Source organism: Micromonospora gifhornensis (assembly GCF_016863515.1).
Lineage (GTDB): Bacteria > Actinomycetota > Actinomycetes > Mycobacteriales > Micromonosporaceae > Micromonospora > Micromonospora gifhornensis.
In genome coordinates, this window is the sequence record NZ_BOPA01000033.1 from 91,553 (window position 1) to 109,915 (window position 18,363).

The following is an 18,363-nucleotide window of genomic DNA, read 5'->3' on the forward strand; positions in this document are numbered from 1 at the left end:
TCAGAGGTCGAGCAGGATGGTGCGGGGACCCACGTTGACGCTCTCCACAAGCATGTGCGCCCGGAAACGACCGGTGTGGACCGGTGCGCCACGGTGCCGCAGCGCCTCGACCACCGCGTCGACAAGCGGTTCGGCCACCTCGGCCGGGGCCGCCGCGGTCCAGGAAGGGCGGCGGCCCTTGCGGGCGTCGCCGTACAGGGTGAACTGGCTGACCACCAGGATCGGTGCGGCGACCTCGGCGGCGGAGCGTTCGTCGTCGAGGATCCGCAGCTCGTGCACCTTGCGCGCCATCGTCCGGGCGGTCTCGACGGTGTCGGTGTGGGTCACCCCGAGCAGCACCAGCAGCCCGTCGGTGATCGCACCGACCACCTCGCCGTCGACCGTGACGCTGGCCCGGCCGACGGTCTGCACCACCGCGCGCACTACGCCTCCACCGGCTCGATGAAGCCCCGCTCCACCAGGTGCGCCACGATCGGGCCGGCGGCTTCGGCCAACTCGTCGACGGTGACGTCGTGCGCGACGGCGAGCAGCGCTAGTTGGTCCCGCAGCGGCAGCCGCCCGTCGGCCCCGCCGACCAGGGCCAGCACCAGCGGGTCGATCTCCTCGCTCCAGCGCAGCCCGTGCGGCATGTCCAGGACCTGGCGATCCACCCCCCAGCCGTCCTCGCCCATGGTGGCCTCCTGGTGCAGTCGCAGCCCTTCGGCGGCGCGGTAGCGGGCGGCCAGCACGCCGTCGGTGCCCTGCTCGCGCAGCCAGTCCTGCCGGTCGAACCAGGTGGCGATGCGATCACCCATCGGTGCCTGCACCCGCTGGCGCAGATCCTCGACCCGAAGTACCGGGTCGTCGTGGCCACTGCGGCGCAGCGAGACGATGCCGAAGCCGATCGCCTCCACCTTGTGCGCGTCGAACCAGTCCAGCCAGTCGGCCATCCGCTGCGGGTCGGCGACGTCACCGACGTCGGTGAGCCACAGGTTGACGTACGCCATCGGGTCGGCGACCTCGCGTTGGACGACCCACGCGTCCAGCCCGGTACCGGCGAACCAACCGGTCACCCGCTCGGCCCAGTCCTCGCCGGTCACGTGCACCCAGTTGGCCAGGTACTGCATGGTGCCGCCCTCGGTGAGCAGGGTCGGCGCGGCGGCGGCCAGTTCGACGCCGATCGCGTCGCCGACCCGGCCGGAGTCGCGGTACACGTGGGTGGTGATGCCCGGTCCGACCACGAAGGGCGGATTGCTCACCACCAGGTCGAAGCGGCGGCCCGCCACCGGCGCGACCATGTCGCCGCGCAGCAGTTCCCAGTCCTGACCGTTGAGGGCGGCGGTGGTGGCGGCGAAGCGCAGCGCCCGCCGCGAGACGTCGGTGGCGGTGACCTGCCGCGCGTGGGTGCTCAGGTGCAGCGCCTGCACCCCGGACCCGGTGCCCAGGTCGAGCGCGGTGTCCACCGGCCGGCGGACGGCAGCGCCGATCATGGTCTGGGTGGCCCCACCGATGCCCAGCACGTGCTCGGCGTGCAGCGGACGGCCGGGTCGGGCGCTGGCGGGTACGTCCGCCAGGACCCACCAGTCGTCGGCGTACGGCTCCAGGTCCAGGCCCATCCGCAGCCCGTCGCCGTGCCGCTCGACCAGCCCGGCCTCCAGCGCCTCGGTGATCGTCAGGGGTGCGAGCGCCGCCGCCACGGCCGCCTCCGGTTCGGTCTGCTCGCAGATGAACACCCGGATCAGGGTGGCGAGCGGATCCCGGTCGGTGGTGGCGCGCAGCGCGGCCCGGAAGTCGTTGCGGGCCACCCCGCTGGTGGCTACCGGACCGAGCCGGGTGGCGATGCCGTTGGCGGTGAAGTCGGCGTTGGTCAACGCGGTCCGCAGCGCGTCGACGCCGGCGGGGGAGAGCAGCATGTCGTGTCCGTCCACGCTGTCATCCTGCCTGGTCGCACCGGGCCCGACCGCTAGCACCCGTGACATGGGAAGTCAATCGATGCACATCTCTGTTATATCCATCGATATGCCGCTAGCATCTCCTGCAACTCAGTCCACGGGCACACCGTCCGGCCAGAAGCCCGGTCGGCTGCCCAGGTAAGGGAGGCAAGACGATGTCCTCAGGGTCCCCCGCGCGGCGCAGCCTCATCCGGGCGCTCGCCGTCGTCGCCACCGCGGCGGCCGTCTCCGCGGCCAGCACCACCGCAGCGGTCGCCGCACCCACCGGTGAGATCCGCGGTGCCGGCGCGTCGAACGCGATCAGCGGAAGCTACCTTGTCGTTCTTCGTTCCGACGCGGTCGGCACCGCCGGATCGTCGGCCGCCCGCGCCGCCGTCCCGGACCGGGCCAGCACCCTGGTCAAGCGGTACGGGGGCAGTGTCTCCGACGTGTTCAGCGCCGCGCTGACCGGCTTCTCCGCCAAGATGACCGCCGCCCAGGCCGCCCGGCTCGCCGCCAACCCGGCGGTGGAGTACGTGGAGCAGGACCAGAAGATCACGCTCGCGGCCACCCAGAGCAACCCGACCTGGGGCCTGGACCGCATCGACCAGCGCAACCTGCCGCTGAGCAGGAGCTTCACCTACCCGAACACGGCCACCAACGTGCGGGCGTACATCATCGACACCGGCATCCGGACCACGCACAACGACTTCGGCGGCCGGGCCACCTGGGGCACCAACACGGTCGACAGCAACAACACCGACTGCAACGGCCACGGCACCCACGTCGCCGGCACTGTCGGCGGCTCGACCTACGGTGTCGCCAAGGGCGTCCGTCTGATCGCGGTCAAGGTGCTCAACTGCTCCGGCAGCGGCTCCACCACCGGCGTGGTCAACGGCGTGAACTGGGTGACCGCCAACGCGGTGAAGCCGGCCGTGGCCAACATGAGCCTCGGCGGCGGGGCCAGCACGACCATCGACAACGCGGTGGCCAACTCGATCCGCGCCGGCATCAGCTACGCCGTGGCGGCCGGCAACTCCAGCGCCAACGCCTGCAACTACTCGCCGGCGCGCGTCTCGACCGCCATCACCGTCGGCTCGACGACCAACACCGACGCCCGCTCCTCGTTCTCCAACTTCGGCTCCTGCGTGCACATCTTCGCGCCGGGCACGAGCATCACGTCGGACTGGCACACCAGCAACACCGCGACCAACACGATCAGCGGCACCTCGATGGCCTCCCCGCACGTGGCCGGCGCCGCCGCCCTCGTCCTGTCGGCCAACCCATCCTGGACCCCGGCCCAGGTCAAGACCTACCTGGTCAACAACGCCACCACCGGCGTGATCAGCAGCCCGGGCAGCGGCTCCCCGAACCGCCTGCTGTTCGTGGTCAACTGACCCTGACCTGAACCCGGCCCGGCGGATCACCGATCCGCCGGGCCGCTTCACGCCGCCAGGTCGACCAGCACCGAGGTGGTCGAAGTGGTCTGGGCCGGGAAGGCCCGCGCCGGCCCGTCGACGTGCACCGTCACCTGACCGCCCACCGGGCAGGCGGCACCGCCGTCGAGGATCCGCGCGGTGATCCGGGTGCCGTCGGCCAACCGGAGCCCGATCAACGCGTCATGCCCGTGAAAGTCGTGTCGCAGGACGCTGGCGGTGACCCCGGCCGAGCCGGCGACGACGCGCACCTGCTCCGGGCGGACCAGCACGGTGACCGGGCCGTCGGTCACCGGTCCGGTCACCGGCAGCACGCCGAGCGCGGTCCGGGCGCTGCCCTGTTCGACGACCGCGGGCAGCAGCACCGCGTCGCCGACGAACCCGGCCACCCACGCGTCGACCGGCTCGCGGTAGACCGCGGTCGGCGCGCCGGCCTGGATCACCCGCCCGTCGCGGAGCACCACCACCTTGTCGGCCACCGACAGCGCCTCGCCCTGGTCGTGGGTCACCAACACGCCTGTCGCGCCGTCGGCGCGCAACGCCTCACGTACGTCGTGCCGCAGTCCGGCCCGCAGGCCCGCATCGAGGGCGCTGAACGGCTCGTCCAGCAGCACCACCGACGGTCGCGGCGCCAGCGCCCGGGCCACCGCCACCCGCTGCTGCTGCCCGCCGGAGAGCTGATGCGGCATCCGGGCGCCGTAGCCGGCGAGCCCGACCAGCGTCAGCACCTCCTCGACCCGGTCGGATCGCCGCGTGGCGCGGTCCAGGCCGTAGCCGACGTTGTCCGCCACGCTCAGATGCGGGAAGAGCGCGCCCTCCTGGGGCACCACCGCGATGTTGCGGCGGTGCGCCGGCAGGTGCCGCCCACCGCCCGCCACCCGGCTGCCGTCGATCAGGATCTCCCCGGCGTCGATCCGTTCGAAGCCGGCGAGGCAGCGCAGCAGCGTGGTCTTGCCGCAGCCGGAGGGCCCGAGCACGGCGGTCAGCTGGCCGGAAGGCACCGTGACGTCCACCCCGGCCAGCGCGGTGACCTGCCCGTACCGCTTGACCACTCCGCTGAGCACGACCTCGCTCATGCCGGCCCTCCACTGAGTTGATGATGTGTTCTGCTCATGCCCGCTCCTCCTTGTCGAGCAGGCCGCTACGGGCGACCAGCAGCCAGGTGGGCAGGGCGGAAATCGCCACCAGCAGTGCAGCGTAGGGTGCCGCGGCGGCGTAGGCACCGACGGCGGTGCTGGTCCACAGTTCGGTGGCCAGGGTGTCCATCCCGGTGGGCCGCAGCAGCAGGGTGGCGGGCAGTTCCTTCATGCCGGTGAGGAAGACCAGCGCGGCCCCGGCGCCGATGCCGGGCAGGATCAGCGGCAGGGTCACCGTCCGCAGCACGGTCCACGGGCCACGGCCGAGTGACCGGGCCACCTCCTCCAGACCGACGGGGGACTGGGCGGCCGCGCCGGCCACCGCGCCGACCGCCAACGGCAGGAACAGGGTGGCGTACGCGAGAGCGAGTAGCCACCAGGTCTGGTAGAGCGGGTACGCCACGTTGATGCCGAAGAAGATCAGCGAGAGTCCGATCACCACGCCGGGAAGGGCGTGGGCCAGATAGGCCAGCCGGTCCAGCAGGCTGGTCAGCGGGCCGGGCGCCCGTGCCGTGAGCAACCCCAGGGGCAGCGCCAGCAGCATGGTCAACGCTGCGCCGGCCAGTGAGACGGTGAGCGAGTTCCCGGCCGCGGCGAGCACCTCGGCCAGCGCGCCGGGGCGGGACACGCCGGCGGCCAGCCGCCGCCCGAGACTGACCGCCGGCACGCCGAGCGCCAGCCCGGCGACCCCGACGAGGACGGCGATGACCGGCCAGCGGGCCGGGCCGAGCGGCAGCCGGGACGCCGGCCGACGGGCACCGCCGAGCCGGGAGTACCGGGCGCCCCGACGGCGGGTGGCGGTCTCACCGGTCAGCAGCAGCACCGTCAGCGCCACCAGCACGCAGGAGAGCACCAGCGCTCCGGTCCGGTCGAAGCCCATGTCGAAGGCGACGAAGATGGCCCGGGTGAAGGTGTCGGCGCGCAGGATGGACACGGCGCCGAAGTCGGAGAGCACGTAGAGCGCGACCAGCAGGGCCCCGGCCGCGGTGGCCGGGCGGATCTGCCGCAGGGTCACCGCGGTGAAGGTCTGCCAGCCGCTGCGTCCCAGCGACCGGGACACCTCCTCCTGGGCCGGGTCGGCCCCGCGCAGCGCGGCGGCGACCGGCAGCAGCACGTACGGGTAGGAGCAGAGGGTCAGCACCAGCACGGCCGGCCAGAACCCCTCCCACCGGGGCACCGTGGATACCCAGGCGAAGGCGGCGATGTAGGTCGGCACGGCCAGCGGCAGGGCGGCCAGCACGGCGAAGACCCGACGACCGGGCAGGTCGGTGCGGGTGACCAGGAAGGCGGTGCCCACGCCGAGCAGCACACAGGCCGTGGTGACCACCGCCGCCAGGCCGATGCTGCGCAGCGCGAGCAGGCCCACCCGCTCGGTCCACAGTTCTGCGGCGATCCGGTCCCAGCCCGCCTCGGCGGTGCGTACCGCGAGGTAGGCCAGCGGGATCAGGGCGACGGCCACCGCGGCGGTCGAGGCCGCGAGCAACGCCGGCCGGGGAGCCAGCCGCCGCACCTGCCCGGGTACGCCGAACAGGGCCGACCCGGTGCGGGACGGCCCTGTGACGGTCGGCGGAGCGGTCAGGGGACCAACCCCGAGTTCTTGATCATGGAGACGGTGGCATCGAGCGTGTCCAGGTCGTTCAGGTCGATCTGCGGCACCGCCAGGTCGGCCAGGGCCGGCACGAACGCCGGGGCGGGCGCACCGTCGATCACCGGGTACTCGTAGGTCTGCTCGGCGAAGTAGGTCTGAGCCTCGGTGCCGAGCAGGAAGTCCACGAACGTCTGCACGTCCGGGTTGTCGGCCGCGCGCTTGAGCACGCCCACACCCGCCACGTTGACCAGCCCACCGGTGTCACCGCCGGGGAAGAAGTGCAGCTTGGCCTTGAGCGCGTCCGGCGTGGTGCCCTGCTCCTTGGCGACCTCGCCGAGGTAGTAGTGGTTGATCAGGCCGGCCGGGATCGCGCCGCTGAGCACGTCCTCCAGGATCTTGCCGTTGCCGTCGCGGATCTGCGGGTCGTTGGCCTTGAGCCCGCGCAGGAACTCCTCGGCCTTGGCGTCGTCGTGCTGCACCCGGATGGCGGTGACGAACGCCTGGAACGACGCGTTGGTCGGTGCGACGCCGACCTTGCCCTTCCAGGCCGGCCCGGTGAGGTCGAACACCGAGGCGGGCAGTTGGTCGGCCGGTACCAGGTCCGGGTTGTAGACCAGCACGCGGGCGCGGGCGCTGACGCCGACCCACTGGCCGTTGCCGGCGCGGTAGGTGGCCGGCACCTTCGCCGTGGTGGCCTCCGGAAGGGTGCTGAACATGCCCTGCTTGGCGACCGTGCCGAGGGCTCCGGCGTCCTGGGCGAGGAACACGTCGGCCGGGGACCTGTCGCCCTCCTCGACCAGTTGGGCCGCGAGCTGCGCGGTGTTCGCGTAGCGGGCGTTGACGGCGATGCCGGTCTGCTCGGTGAACTTGTCAAGCAGCGGCTTGATCAGCTGCTCGTTGCGTCCGCTGTAGACGGTGATCTGCTTGTCGGTGGACTTGTCGGAGCCGGTTGCCTTGTCCTCCTCGCCCGATCCGCAGGCAGCCAGGCCGACGGTGAGCAGACTGGCGGCGAGCAACGCACGCGTGAAGCGGCGGGTGGCAGGCACGGTGAACCCCTTCTCCGGTTGATCCGGCAGCCCGGTACTGGTCGGGCGACCGACGCGCCGAAGTTAGCACAGCCTAACCTCAGTTCGAAATTCGGTAGGTGCTGCACCGGTTCCGGGGACACGACAGGCAGGATGGAGGACATGACGCTCGCGTTGCCCATCGACCCGGCGGCGAACCAGCTGCTGCTGCGCAGCCCGCTCGCCCTGCTGACCGGGATGGTCTTGGATCAGCAGGTCTCGATGGAGAAGGCCTTCTCTTCTCCGTACGTGCTGACTCAGCGACTCGGCCACGACCTGGACGCCCGGGAACTCGCCGGGTACGACCCGGACGCCCTGGTGGCGCTCTTCGCCCAGCCGCCGGCCCTGCACCGGTTCCCGAAGGCGATGGCGGCCCGGGTGCAGGAGGTGTGCCGGGCGCTTGTCGCGCACTACGACGGCGATGCGGCCCGGCTCTGGGCCGATGCGGCGGACGGCCGTGAGCTGCTCGCCCGGATCGCCGCCCTGCCCGGGTTCGGTCGGCAGAAGGCGCAGATCTTCCTCGCCCTGCTCGGCAAGCGGTTCGGGGTGCAGCCGCCCGGCTGGCAGGAGGCGGCCGGCGACTACGGCGACCCGGACGCGCACCGCTCCGTCGCCGACGTCACCGACGCCGAGTCGCTGCGCCTGGTCCGGGAGTACAAGCAGCAGATGAAGGCGGCGGCGAAGGCGAAGGCCACCGGCTCCTGACCGCTGGCCGGGTTTCGCCCTCGGCCGGGGCCGGGGCCGGGTCGATCGTCAGGCGGCGCTGGGCTGGGCCAGCGAGGCGATGGCCCGCCGGACGTCGGCCAGCGAGACGGTGGCCGAGTCGTCCAGGTCGGCGAGACCGGCCTCGATCCACTGCCGCATCAGGGTGGTCACACCGATGCCCCGGGCGTCGGCCGCTGCCCGGACCCGTTCGTAGGTCTCCAGCGGCAGCCGTACCGAGCGGCTGACCATCGGGGTGTCGGTGTCGGGGACGGGAAGCTCCACGGCTCGGCTCTCGTCGATCAACTCGGCGAGCCGCTCACCGCCGCTGTGGAACTGCTTTGTCGCGTCGTGACGGTCCATCGTCACCGCCTCCTGCTCTCCGGAGATTTTCGTACCGCCTCGTCGTAGCGCTTGGCCTCGACGTCACTCAACTCGCGGGCGGACAGGACGTCCCAGTCGTTGTCGGTCCCGTCGGCCTCGGCCAGCAGCACCGCGATCCGCCGCCCGTGGGCGGTGGTGGCGTACACCACCATCACGTCGTCACCGAGGTGGCGGATGACACGTCGGCTGCTGTGCAGCGCCGCCCAGACTTCCCCGGGTGTGACGTCGTAGACCCGCAGGTTGGCCAACGCCTCGTCGGTGAAGCTGAACCGGCTGCCCACGGCGAGAGCGTACCACGTACGTAACACGAATCCCGGGCCGACGAACCTCGCCGCCCGAGCCGCGGTGGTGACAGGATGGGTGGGATCCCCGAGGAGGTACACGGTGAAGCGTCAGGCGTACCGACCGATCCTCATCACCGACGCCTCGCGAAGCCAGGACGACCAGCTGACCACCCGGCAGCGGCGGTACGTCATGATGATGTGCGTCCGGGCGGCCTGCGTGGTCGTCGGCGCGATCCTGGTCGGTGCCAAGGCGCCCCTGCTCTGGCTCTGGCTACCCCTGGTGGCGCTGGGCATGCTGATCGTCCCCTGGCTGGCGGTGCTGCTGGCCAACGATCGTCCCCCGAAGGACGAGCACCGGCTCGCCAACCGCTTCCGGCGTGGCCAGCCGACGGAGGCCCCGGCGAGGAGTCTCACCGCCGAGGAACGCCCACACAAGATCATCGACGCCGAGCCCTGACCGCCGGCGCAGCTCGCGCGGGGGCCGGAGGAATCCCGGTCAACCCCGCGCGAGGCCGTGCTGTCGGCGTGTCCGCGTCGCCCGGTCAGCCGGACGGGCGGGCACCGACCTGGGACACCGCTGCCGCGCCAAGACGGGTGGCCCGCTCCAGGGCGGTGTGCGGCGCGGCACCGGCCAGCCATCCGGTCAGCAGCCCGGCGGCGAAGGCGTCACCGGCTCCGGTCACGTCGACCACCGCCACCCGGCGGGCCGGAATGGTGACGATTGTCGGCTTCCGGTCCACCCAGGTCGCGCCGGCCGCGCCCTGCTTGACCACCACCCGCCGGGCCGAGGCGACAAGCGCCCGCGCCTGGGCCACCGGGTCGAGGCCACCGGCCAGCACGGCCGCCTCGTCGGTGTTCACCAGCAGCAGGTCGACCTCGCGCAACCAGGACAGGAAGGCTGCCGCGCCGACCGCTCGCAGCGGTGCGGCCGAGGCCGCGTCGACGCTTGTCGTCATGCCGCGCTGACGGGCGACCTTCAGCGCGTGCAGCCCGGCCGGCCGGGAGCCGGCGTCCAGCAGGGCGTAGCCGGACAGATGCAGATGGGTCGCGTCCCCGGCGGCAGCCAGCGCCGTGTCGACGTGCTCGGGCGTCAACCGGACGTTCGCCCCGCGCTCGGTGACCATGGTGCGTTCGTCGCCCACGGCCAGCACGATCACCGTTCCGGTGGCACATCCGGGTATCCGGGCCACCACGCAGTCGACTCCCGCGGTGGTCAGCTCCGCCACCCGGTCCCGTCCTGCGGTGTCGTCGCCGACCGCGGCGACAAGCGTCACCGGCACACCCTGCGCGGCGAGCCAGGAGGCCGTGTTGGCGGCCTGTCCGCCCCCGGTGAACTGGATCGCCGCCGCCGTGTCCGAGCCGGTCGCGAGCGGGCCGGTCAGCACCGCCACCACATCCGTGATCACGTCACCGACGACGATGACCCGTCCGGTGCGGCTGGCCGCGTCCGGTGTGCCGTCGGCACCGGTGTCCCGCCCGGCGGTCCGCTCGCTCACGGCTCCGCCAGCGTTCGTGGCTGCGCGGCTCGCAGGGCCGGCGCACTGCTCGCGGTCACGCCGCGGGCTCCGCGCGGTGGGCGGCGGCGACCGCGATCCGGGCGGCGAGGTCGGCGTTGCGCAGGATGATCCGGACGTTGACCGCCAGGCTTGCACCCTGCGTGGCCGAGTGGAAATGGGCCAGCAGGTACGGCGTCACGGCCTTGCCGCTGATCCCGTCGCGCTCCAGCCGGGCCAGCCCTTCGGCGAGCGTACGGTCGTGCAGTTGCGGATCCAGCTGCTCGTCGGTGGGCAGCGGGTTCGCGACGACCAGGCCGCCGTGCTGGACGCCGTGCTGCTCCCGAGCGGCCAGGATGTCGGCGATCAACTCCGGGGAGTCGGCGGACCAGTCCAGGTCGAAGCCGCTGTCGGTGATGAAGAAGCCCGGGAACCGGCGGGTGCGGTAGCCGACGACTGTCACCCCGAGGGTTTCCAGGCGTTCCAGCGTCGCGCCCACGTCGAGGATCGACTTGACCCCGGCGCACACCACGGCGATCGGCGTCGAGGCCAGCGCGACCAGGTCGGCCGACTCGTCGAAGGTCTGTGCCGCCTCCCGGTGCACCCCGCCGAGGCCACCCGTGGCGAACACCCTGATGCCCGCGGCGGCGGCGACCGCACTGGTCGCGGCCACGGTGGTGGCACCGTCCGCGCCGGTCGCCGCAGCCACGGCGAGATCGCGTACGGAGAGCTTGGTCACGCCGTCGGCGGTGGCCAACCGGGTCAACTCGGCGTCGTCGAGGCCGACCACCAGCTCACCGGCGACCATGCCGATGGTGGCCGGCACCGCGCCCGCGTCCCGGACGGCCTGTTCGATCTGGCGGGCCACCGTCAGATTGTCCGGTCGGGGCAGGCCGTGCGAGACGATTGTGCTTTCCAGGGCGACCACTGGACGGTGTTGGCGCAGCGCCTCGGCCACCTCGGTGCCGAAGCGAAGATGAAAGTTGGTCACAGTCGCCCACCGTACTGCCGGCACGCCGCGCACCTCAGGTGGACCGGGGTCACGGTGACCTGCCAGACTTGTGGGTTGGAGGTGTAGACGTGAGTGCACAGGTCCTCGAGCGTCCGGAACTGAAGGACGCCGACACTGGTCCGGAGATGTTCCACTACGTGCGGAAGGAAAAAATCGCCGAAAGCGCCGTCATGGGCACGTTCGTCGTGGCGTTGTGCGGGGAGAAGTTCCCGGTGACGAAAACCCCCAAACCGGGTTCGCCGGTCTGCCCGAAGTGCAAGGAGATCTACGACTCGTACACCGAGTGATCCCGCGTCGTCCGCGTAACCTGCGGCGGTGACCACCTCCACCGCCCTGCTCCTGGCCGACCTGGCCGGGGTCGCGGTCTTTGCCGCCTCGGGTGCTTCCGCCGCGGTGGCCAAGCGGCTCGACCTGTTCGGCGTCGTCTTCGTCGGCTTCGTCGCCGCCCTCGGTGGCGGGATCGTCCGTGATCTGGTGATCGACGAGGTTCCGCCGCTGGCCTTCGCCGACTGGCGGTACGCGGCCACCGCCGCAGTGACCGCCGGGGCGATCTTCTGGCTGCACCCGCAGTTCGCCCGGCTCCGCACCACCGTGCTGGTGCTGGACGCGGCCGGGCTCGGCCTGTTCACCGTCGCCGGCACCCTCAAGGCCCTCGACGCCCAGGTCCCGCCGGTGGGCGCCTGCCTGATCGGCATGATCACCGCGATCGGCGGCGGACTCTGTCGCGACCTGCTGACCGGAGAGATCCCGGTCGTACTGCGGCGGGAGATATACGCCGTGGCGGCGCTCGCCGGTTCGATCGTGGTGGTTCTCCTCGACGGTCTGGGATACGCCGGGCCGATTCCGCTCGTCGCGGCGGTGCTGCTGGTCTTCGGCGTACGCCTGGTGGCCTTGCGGCGACGCTGGTCGGCGCCGGTGGCGACGCTGCGGCCACCTCGCACCGGCGGCATTGCGGGCCCGCCGGACTAGCGTCTGCCGGTTGCAGTGGCGCACGGCACGGGGCGCCGGTGTGGCGTCGAGTGGGGCTCGGGGCCGCTGCTGGTTATGCTGAGTCGGCCTTCGCGGCCATCGGTGCGCGGAGGCGTTTTCATGGGGCGGCTGACGTGCCCCTCGGCCCGGTTCGTCGGCCTGCGGTCGGGCCATCGTGCGCATCGGAGAGGAGCCAACGCGTGGCAGCCCGGACGCCGACGCTCGAGACGTTCCCGCCCCTGCGCGCCTGGCAGCGCAAGGCGTTGGTGGAGTACCTGCGTCGTCGCAGCGAGGATTTCACCGCGGTCGCCACGCCTGGCGCGGGTAAGACCACCTTCGCCCTGCGGATCGCCGCCGAGCTGCTGGCCGACGGCACCGTCGAGGCGGTCACCGTGGTCGCTCCGACCGAGCATCTGAAGACCCAGTGGGCGGAGTCCGCGGCCCGGGTCGGCATCCAGCTCGACGCCGCGTTCCGTAACGCCGATCTGCACTCCTCGGCCGACTTCCACGGCGCGGTGGTCACCTACGCGCAGGTCGGGATGGCCCCTCAGGTGCACCGGCGGCGCACCATGACCCGGCGGACGCTCGTCATCCTGGACGAGATCCACCACGCGGGCGATTCCCGTACCTGGGGCGACGGGGTGAAGGCCGCCTTCGAGCCCGCGGTACGCCGGCTGATGCTGACCGGTACCCCGTTCCGCTCGGACGACAACCCGATCCCCTTCGTCAGCTACGAGCGCGGCGAGGACGGTCTGCTGCGCTCCCGAGCCGACTCGGTCTACGGCTACTCCGACGCGCTCCGCGAGGGCGTGGTGCGGCCGGTGCTGTTCCTGGCGTACTCGGGGGAGACCCGGTGGCGCACCAACGCCGGTGAGGAGTTGGCGGCGCGGCTGGGGGAGCCGATGACGCAGGACCTCGTCGCCCAGGCGTGGCGTACCGCCCTGGACCCGGCCGGTGACTGGATGCCGCAGGTGCTGCGCGCCGCGGACGCCCGGCTGAGCGTGCTGCGGGAGGCCGGCATGCCGGACGCCGGTGGGCTGGTCATCGCCACCGACCAGCAGGCCGCCCGGTCGTACGCCAAGCTCATCGAGCAGGTGACCGGGGAGAAGGCCGCGGTGGTGCTCTCCGACGACGTGGGTGCTTCGGCCCGGATCGCGACGTTCGCTGCCTCTGAGCAGCGCTGGCTGGTCGCGGTGCGAATGGTCTCCGAGGGGGTGGACATCCCCCGGCTGGCCGTCGGTGTCTACGCCACAAGCGCCAGCACCCCGCTGTACTTCGCTCAGGCCATCGGGCGGTTCGTCCGGGCCCGCCGGCCGGGGGAGACCGCGTCGGTCTTCCTGCCCAGCGTGCCGCACCTGCTCGGGCTGGCCAGCGAGATGGAGACCGAGCGGGACCACGTGCTCGGCAAGCCGAAGGACCGAGAGGGCTTCGACGAGGACCTGCTGGAGCGGGCCCAGCGGGACGAGCAGGCAAGCGGCGAGCTGGAGAAGCGCTTCGCCGCGCTGTCGGCCACCGCCGAACTGGACCAGGTGATCTTCGACGGTGCCTCGTTCGGTACGGCCGCCCAGGCGGGCACCCCGGAGGAGGAGGAGTACCTGGGGCTGCCGGGCCTGCTGACCGCGGACCAGGTCGCCGCGCTGCTGTCCAAGCGGCAGGCCGAGCAGTTGGCCGCCCAGCGCCGCCGCGCCGCCGACCGGCAGTCCGAGGCGTCGTCGGCTCCGGTGGCGGCCCCACCGGCCCCGATGAGCGCCGCCCAGCGCCGGGTGGCCCTACGCCGACAGCTCAACGCCCTGGTCGCCGCCCGCCACCACCGCACCGGTCAACCCCACGGCAAGATCCACGCAGAGCTCCGCCGCCTCTGCGGTGGCCCTCCCAGCGCCCAGGCCACCATCGAACAACTCGAAGAACGCATAGCCACCGTCCAGACCCTCTGACCAGGGTCCACCCGGCCGCGTGTCGCCCCGTTGATCAAGAGGTTTGCGTCGCGCTCACCTGGGTGTCGCGACGCAAACCTCTTGATCAACAAGTGCCGGGGTGGGCAGTAAGAGGCCGGAGGCATCCAAAGGATGCCTCCGGCCTCTTATGTCGGGTTATGGATCTCAGTTGGAGATCAGGTCGGCACCACGCCAGGAGAACTCCGGGTCCGTCGCGTACCGCACGGTGATCTTCACGAGATCCTCGGCGTACTTGTTGGCGTGGTGTCCACAGAACACCAACTCACTGCCACCCGCGAGGGTGATCCGAAGCTTGCCAGCGGCATTGCAGCGGTCGCACCGTTCATCGGCGGCCGGGGGGCTCACCGTCTCGGGCGGCGGCGTGAGGGTCGGGGTCATCGCCTTCCTCCTCTGGTCGTCACCGATGAACACTCTCTTCGGTCTTGGTCACCTATCGTGCAACACCCATGTCGGGCCTCGCCTTCCCTGTGTGCCCCCAGGGGACCGAGGTCACACCTGGCACCGACAGTGTGCCGTGCACCCAGGGTGCCACGTCAACGATCACATTCGTGCAACCGCCTGATCACCATCCGGCGTTGACGCCAGGTGATCAAAACGACACTATCGGTTGACGATTGCTGATCAGTCGAGGTAGTCGCGGAGTACCTGGGAACGGGACGGGTGGCGCAGCTTGGACATGGTCTTGGATTCGATCTGTCGGATGCGCTCGCGGGTCACACCGTAGACCTGCCCGATCTCGTCCAGCGTGCGCGGTTGCCCGTCGGTCAGACCGAACCGCAGGCGTACCACACCCGCCTCACGCTCGGACAACGTCTGGAGCACCTGCTGGAGCTGATCCTGCAGCAGCGAGAAGGAAACCGCGTCGACCGCCACCACAGCTTCGGAATCTTCGATGAAGTCACCGAGCTGGCTGTCGCCCTCGTCGCCGATGGTCTGGTCGAGCGAGATGGGCTCCCGGGCGTACTGCTGGATCTCCAGCACCTTCTCCGGTGTGATGTCCATCTCCTTGGCCAGCTCCTCCGGGGTGGGCTCGCGGCCCAGGTCCTGGAGCAGCTCGCGCTGGATCCGACCCAGCTTGTTGATCACCTCGACCATGTGCACCGGGATGCGGATGGTGCGGGCCTGGTCGGCCATGGCGCGGGTGATGGCCTGGCGGATCCACCAGGTGGCGTAGGTGGAGAACTTGTAGCCCTTGGTGTAGTCGAACTTCTCGACGGCGCGGATGAGGCCGAGGTTGCCTTCCTGGATGAGGTCGAGGAAGGCCATGCCGCGACCCGTGTAGCGCTTCGCGAGCGAGACGACCAGCCGGAGGTTGGCCTCCAGCAGGTGGTTCTTCGCCCGCTCGCCGTCCCGGGAGATCCAGAGCAGGTCACGCTGCATGTCGCGGACGAGCTTCTCCTCGCCCTCCTCGGCGGCCCGCAGGCGCTCGGCGGCGTAGAGGCCGGCCTCGATCCGCTTGGCCAGCTCCACCTCCTGCTCCGCGTTGAGCAGCGGAACCTTGCCGATCTGCTTGAGGTACGCCCGGACCGAGTCGGCCGAGGCGGTCAGCTCCGCGTCCCGGCGGGCCTGCTTGAGGGCCTCGGACTCCTCGTCGTCCCACTCGAAGTCGTTGTCGCTGGCGGAGCTCGCCGCGTCGGCCTCGGCCGCCTGGGCCAGCTCGGCCGGCTCCTCGACCACCACGTCCTCGATCTCGGCGGCGAGTTCCTCGGGGTCGACGTCGCCCTCGGCACCCTCGCCCTTGGCCTTGCCGGCCGCCTTGGTGGGCTTCGCCGCGCTCGCGGCGGCCACCGTCGCCTTGGTGGCCCGGGTGGACTTCTTGGCCGGCACGGCGGCCTTGGCGGCCACCTCGGCCGTGGTGCCGGTGGTCTTGCGCGAGGTCGCCTTGCGAGGCGCCGGCGCGGTGGCCTCCTCGGCCGCGGGCGCCTGCTTCGGGGCAGGCGGTGCCGCCTTCTTGGTGGTCTTGGCGGTGGTGGCGCGGGAAGCCGGGGTCGCGGAGCGAGCGGCGGCAACCCGACGGCGGGTGCTGGCCGAGCCGTCGACCACCACGGTCACTCCAGCCTCGGAGAGCGCCCGCAGGATCTTCTTGGCCTGGGCCGGAGTCACCTCGGCGGACTCGACGGTGCGCGCGAGCTGGGCCGACGTGAGCTGGCCGCCGGCGCTCTGCGCGTGGGCGATCAGGGTGTCGGTGAGCGAGCGAACGTCGGCGCCGGTCTGGCGGGGTTCTGTCACGAATGACCTTCCGGAGGCGAAGAGCGAGCACGGCCGGATCGTCCGGCGCAGAGTGGTGCACCGTGCCGGGCGATGTGGTTGAGGAACCCCCGTGTCCCCGGCCGACCGGTCGTTCGGTCGCCCGTGGCGCGTGGGCAGGGGTGAATTGTAACGCCGTCTGCGGCGATCATCCTGCGCCGCACGGCTGATCGGCGACCGGGGCCGCCGATTCGGTGTGCTTGTGGACTTTGTAAGGATGATACCCGCGTGCGACCCGGATACCCGGCCGTGCGGGAAGGGGACGGATGATGGATCGCTCGTCGGCACCGGAACTGTTGGACATCGCGGTCGAAGTGGCCCGGAACGCCGCCGACACCGCGTACCGGATGCGGGCCGAGGGCGTCTCGGTCACGGCGACCAAGAGCACCGTCACCGACGTGGTGACCGCCGCCGACCGGGCCGTCGAGCGCCAGATCAGCGACGCGCTGCGGCGGCTGCGACCGGACGACGCCATGTTGGGCGAGGAGTACGGCGCGGCGCAACCGGGCAGCGACGCCCCGGCCCGGGTGCGCTGGATCGTGGATCCCATCGACGGCACGGTCAACTACCTGTACGGGCTGCCGCACTCCGCCGTCTCCATCGCCGCGGAGGTCGACGGCGAGGTCGTGGCGGGAGTGGTGCGCAACATCCACACCGGCGAGGAGTGGACCGCCACGCTCGGCGGCGGCGCCTGGCGTGACGGCCGACAGTTGCGCTGCTCCGCCGAGACCGACCTCGGACAGACGCTGGTGATCACGGGTTTCGGCTACGACCCGGCCCGCCGCGCCCACCAGGCCCGGGTGGTGGCCGAGTTGATCCCGCACGTGCGGGACATCCGTCGTCTCGGCGCCGCCGCCATCGACCTCTGCCTGGTCGCGGAGGGCCGAGCCGACGCCTACTACGAAAAGGGGCTGGCGGCCTGGGACCAGGCGGCCGGCGCGCTGGTCGCCGCCGAGGCAGGTCTGCGGGTCGGTGGCCTCGGTGGGCGCGCACCGGGCCCGGACATGGTCATCGCCGCCCCGCCGGCGATCTTCGCCCCGCTGCACGATCGCCTGGTCGACCTGGACGCCGACGGCGGACCCTGACGCCGTTCGGCGGTCATCATCGAGCCGGTCGTCCCGCGTCGACCCGCCGATGCCGGCCAGCCGGTTGAGAAGCGACTCGACCGGGCGGCCGGTGAGATCCGTCCGTCCGGTCGAGCGCACTGTCCACGTCACGGGATTCGAGTGGCCGGGTGGCCTGAGTCAGTTGCCGACCGGCATCGGGCAGGAACCCGGCGGTGCGACCGGCGCGCCGAGGTCGCCGATGGACTGGTTGACCTCGGTGATGGTGGCCAGCTGCTGGAAGCCGTTGCCGAGCACGACGTCGACGACGTCGTCCGGACGTTCGGCGTTGTACTCCAGTTCGGCGTCGCCCAGGAAGTACGCCCGCAACAGGTGGGCCGACCCGACGCCCTTCGGGCCGTAGCGCAGCACCGCCACGTCGTCGATCTGCTTCTTCTCGTTTGCTTCCTTCTCCACCTGGAAGTCGCGGTTGCGGAAGTCGTCGCCGACGCTGGCGGCCAGACCGGGGCGGTCGGTGCCGTTGTACACGCGGATCTTGACGTCCTTGTGGTCGCGAAGAGTCACATCGGCGCGGGGCCAGTCCTCGGGGCAGCCTTCGGCGGCACCGGCGTTACTCTGGGTGTCCCGGACGACGGCGATCACGACGAAGACCAGGGCGACCACCGCCAGCGTGCCGACGATGACGAGTGCTCGCACTCGCGCAAAGCTCATCAGGGGCTCCTGGGCAGTGTTGGGTGGCGGCGACCGTCGACGGTCGGGCCGGCGGCCGTCTGGTACGCCGCTGAGGTTAACCGTTGTCCGACCGTCGCGTGGAAACAGTCCGACATGCCGGCGCGCCATCCGAGAACCGGGTAGTACTACCCCTATCTTCGTGTCGCCTGAGTCACATTGGGAACAAGTTCCCGTCCAGGGGCGTACATCTCAGCCACGAGGGCGGTATACATGCCTCGCCCAAAGGGGGGGTAGGGTTCCGCGCTCGCCGGGAGATTCTCTTGGCGGACTGGCCCGAGCGGTCGTCGGGTCGGGTGGCCGACACTAGCGGTGGCCGGCCAGCGGAACCGAAACAGCGTCGTCCGGCGTTACAACCGGAAGCGACAACATCGAAATGGGAGAGTGAAA

General features: G+C 71.5%; 19 protein-coding genes. 7 read left to right on the forward strand and 12 right to left on the reverse strand.

From position 1 onward, the window contains the following. Both dtd and Vgi01_RS22685 read right to left on the reverse strand, forming a co-directional pair. On the reverse strand, window positions 1–423 hold the full coding sequence (dtd, locus tag Vgi01_RS22680; protein WP_102657137.1) for a D-aminoacyl-tRNA deacylase: 423 nt from the start codon (window positions 421–423) through the stop codon (window positions 1–3). Further along, window positions 423–1,907: a DUF7782 domain-containing protein gene (locus tag Vgi01_RS22685; protein ID WP_204292284.1), complete on the reverse strand. Its 1,485-nt coding sequence runs from the start codon at window positions 1,905–1,907 to the stop codon at window positions 423–425. Before Vgi01_RS22685 ends, dtd begins: the two co-directional genes overlap by 1 nt. A gap of 179 nt (window positions 1,908–2,086) precedes the next feature. Here Vgi01_RS22685 and Vgi01_RS22690 point away from each other — a divergent pair, with 179 nt between their 5' ends. Then, the gene (locus tag Vgi01_RS22690) at window positions 2,087–3,307 is read left to right on the forward strand and encodes a S8 family peptidase (RefSeq protein ID WP_102657138.1); all 1,221 of its coding nucleotides are present in this window, start codon (window positions 2,087–2,089) and stop codon (window positions 3,305–3,307) included. A gap of 47 nt (window positions 3,308–3,354) precedes the next feature. Here the strand turns inward: Vgi01_RS22690 and Vgi01_RS22695 are convergent, their stop codons facing one another. The 3 genes from Vgi01_RS22695 to Vgi01_RS22705 all read right to left on the reverse strand — a co-directional run bounded on the left by Vgi01_RS22695 (window position 3,355) and on the right by Vgi01_RS22705 (window position 7,116). Next, window positions 3,355–4,422, reverse strand: a complete 1,068-nt coding sequence (locus Vgi01_RS22695; protein ID WP_204292285.1) for an ABC transporter ATP-binding protein — start codon at window positions 4,420–4,422, stop codon at window positions 3,355–3,357. Window positions 4,423–4,456: 34 nt separating this feature from the next. Then, window positions 4,457–5,992 carry an ABC transporter permease gene (locus tag Vgi01_RS22700; RefSeq protein WP_204292286.1) on the reverse strand — a complete coding sequence of 512 codons (1,536 nt, stop codon included), beginning with the start codon at window positions 5,990–5,992 and terminating at the stop codon, window positions 4,457–4,459. 65 nt (window positions 5,993–6,057) lie between these two features. After that, entirely contained in the window at window positions 6,058–7,116 is a 1,059-nt protein-coding gene (locus Vgi01_RS22705; RefSeq protein WP_204292287.1) for an iron ABC transporter substrate-binding protein, read from the reverse strand. 141 nt (window positions 7,117–7,257) lie between these two features. On the opposite strand from Vgi01_RS22705, the gene Vgi01_RS22710 reads away from it, so the two are divergent. After that, window positions 7,258–7,839 carry an HhH-GPD-type base excision DNA repair protein gene (locus Vgi01_RS22710; protein ID WP_239089108.1) on the forward strand — a complete coding sequence of 194 codons (582 nt, stop codon included), beginning with the start codon at window positions 7,258–7,260 and terminating at the stop codon, window positions 7,837–7,839. A 48-nt stretch (window positions 7,840–7,887) separates the two neighbouring features. Here Vgi01_RS22710 and Vgi01_RS22715 read toward each other — a convergent pair whose 3' ends face one another. Continuing rightward, complete coding sequence (locus tag Vgi01_RS22715; RefSeq protein ID WP_043723428.1) at window positions 7,888–8,199, reverse strand: hypothetical protein; 312 nt, start codon at window positions 8,197–8,199, stop codon at window positions 7,888–7,890. Between the two features lie 2 nt (window positions 8,200–8,201). After that, a complete protein-coding gene (locus Vgi01_RS22720) occupies window positions 8,202–8,501 on the reverse strand; it encodes a hypothetical protein (RefSeq protein ID WP_233196696.1) in 300 nt (99 codons plus the stop codon). 103 nt (window positions 8,502–8,604) lie between these two features. On the opposite strand from Vgi01_RS22720, the gene Vgi01_RS22725 reads away from it, so the two are divergent. Further along, complete coding sequence (locus Vgi01_RS22725) at window positions 8,605–8,961, forward strand: DUF3099 domain-containing protein (RefSeq protein WP_102657143.1); 357 nt, start codon at window positions 8,605–8,607, stop codon at window positions 8,959–8,961. 85 nt (window positions 8,962–9,046) lie between these two features. On the opposite strand, the gene Vgi01_RS22730 is transcribed toward Vgi01_RS22725, so the two are convergent. Together Vgi01_RS22730 and Vgi01_RS22735 are read right to left on the reverse strand one after the other, a co-directional pair. Continuing rightward, window positions 9,047–9,925, reverse strand: a complete 879-nt coding sequence (locus Vgi01_RS22730) for a carbohydrate kinase family protein (protein ID WP_102657224.1) — start codon at window positions 9,923–9,925, stop codon at window positions 9,047–9,049. Between the two features lie 130 nt (window positions 9,926–10,055). Next, window positions 10,056–10,988: a pseudouridine-5'-phosphate glycosidase gene (locus Vgi01_RS22735; protein WP_102657144.1), complete on the reverse strand. Its 933-nt coding sequence runs from the start codon at window positions 10,986–10,988 to the stop codon at window positions 10,056–10,058. A gap of 89 nt (window positions 10,989–11,077) precedes the next feature. On the opposite strand from Vgi01_RS22735, the gene Vgi01_RS22740 reads away from it, so the two are divergent. The 3 genes from Vgi01_RS22740 (at window position 11,078) to Vgi01_RS22750 (ending at window position 13,912) form a co-directional block, all read left to right on the forward strand. Then, window positions 11,078–11,296 carry a DUF3039 domain-containing protein gene (locus Vgi01_RS22740; protein ID WP_013732293.1) on the forward strand — a complete coding sequence of 73 codons (219 nt, stop codon included), beginning with the start codon at window positions 11,078–11,080 and terminating at the stop codon, window positions 11,294–11,296. 28 nt (window positions 11,297–11,324) lie between these two features. After that, the gene (locus Vgi01_RS22745; RefSeq protein WP_102657145.1) at window positions 11,325–11,978 is read left to right on the forward strand and encodes a trimeric intracellular cation channel family protein; all 654 of its coding nucleotides are present in this window, start codon (window positions 11,325–11,327) and stop codon (window positions 11,976–11,978) included. Window positions 11,979–12,178: 200 nt separating this feature from the next. Beyond that, entirely contained in the window at window positions 12,179–13,912 is a 1,734-nt protein-coding gene (locus tag Vgi01_RS22750; protein WP_102657146.1) for a DEAD/DEAH box helicase, read from the forward strand. 165 nt (window positions 13,913–14,077) lie between these two features. Here the strand turns inward: Vgi01_RS22750 and Vgi01_RS22755 are convergent, their stop codons facing one another. After that, window positions 14,078–14,311: a DUF7455 domain-containing protein gene (locus Vgi01_RS22755; protein WP_013732296.1), complete on the reverse strand. Its 234-nt coding sequence runs from the start codon at window positions 14,309–14,311 to the stop codon at window positions 14,078–14,080. Between the two features lie 243 nt (window positions 14,312–14,554). Beyond that, window positions 14,555–16,162 carry an RNA polymerase sigma factor gene (locus Vgi01_RS22760; RefSeq protein ID WP_102657147.1) on the reverse strand — a complete coding sequence of 536 codons (1,608 nt, stop codon included), beginning with the start codon at window positions 16,160–16,162 and terminating at the stop codon, window positions 14,555–14,557. 284 nt (window positions 16,163–16,446) lie between these two features. Here Vgi01_RS22760 and Vgi01_RS22765 point away from each other — a divergent pair, with 284 nt between their 5' ends. Then, on the forward strand, window positions 16,447–17,265 hold the full coding sequence (locus tag Vgi01_RS22765) for an inositol monophosphatase family protein (RefSeq protein ID WP_373307017.1): 819 nt from the start codon (window positions 16,447–16,449) through the stop codon (window positions 17,263–17,265). Between the two features lie 159 nt (window positions 17,266–17,424). Here the strand turns inward: Vgi01_RS22765 and Vgi01_RS22770 are convergent, their stop codons facing one another. Then, window positions 17,425–17,940: a LytR C-terminal domain-containing protein gene (locus tag Vgi01_RS22770; protein WP_199180132.1), complete on the reverse strand. Its 516-nt coding sequence runs from the start codon at window positions 17,938–17,940 to the stop codon at window positions 17,425–17,427. Window positions 17,941–18,363: the final 423 nt, after the last annotated feature.

What these genes read in the sequence shown, in the direction of transcription:
- Vgi01_RS22690 (WP_102657138.1), top strand. Translation starts at nt 2,087, where the DNA reads ATGTCCTCAGGGTCCCCCGCGCGGCGCAGCCTCATCCGGGCGCTCGCC.
- Vgi01_RS22695 (WP_204292285.1), bottom strand. Translation starts at nt 4,422, where the DNA reads ATGAGCGAGGTCGTGCTCAGCGGAGTGGTCAAGCGGTACGGGCAGGTC.
- Vgi01_RS22710 (WP_239089108.1), top strand. Translation starts at nt 7,258, where the DNA reads ATGACGCTCGCGTTGCCCATCGACCCGGCGGCGAACCAGCTGCTGCTG.
- Vgi01_RS22715 (WP_043723428.1), bottom strand. Translation starts at nt 8,199, where the DNA reads ATGGACCGTCACGACGCGACAAAGCAGTTCCACAGCGGCGGTGAGCGG.
- Vgi01_RS22755 (WP_013732296.1), bottom strand. Translation starts at nt 14,311, where the DNA reads ATGACCCCGACCCTCACGCCGCCGCCCGAGACGGTGAGCCCCCCGGCC.
- Vgi01_RS22765 (WP_373307017.1), top strand. Translation starts at nt 16,447, where the DNA reads ATGATGGATCGCTCGTCGGCACCGGAACTGTTGGACATCGCGGTCGAA.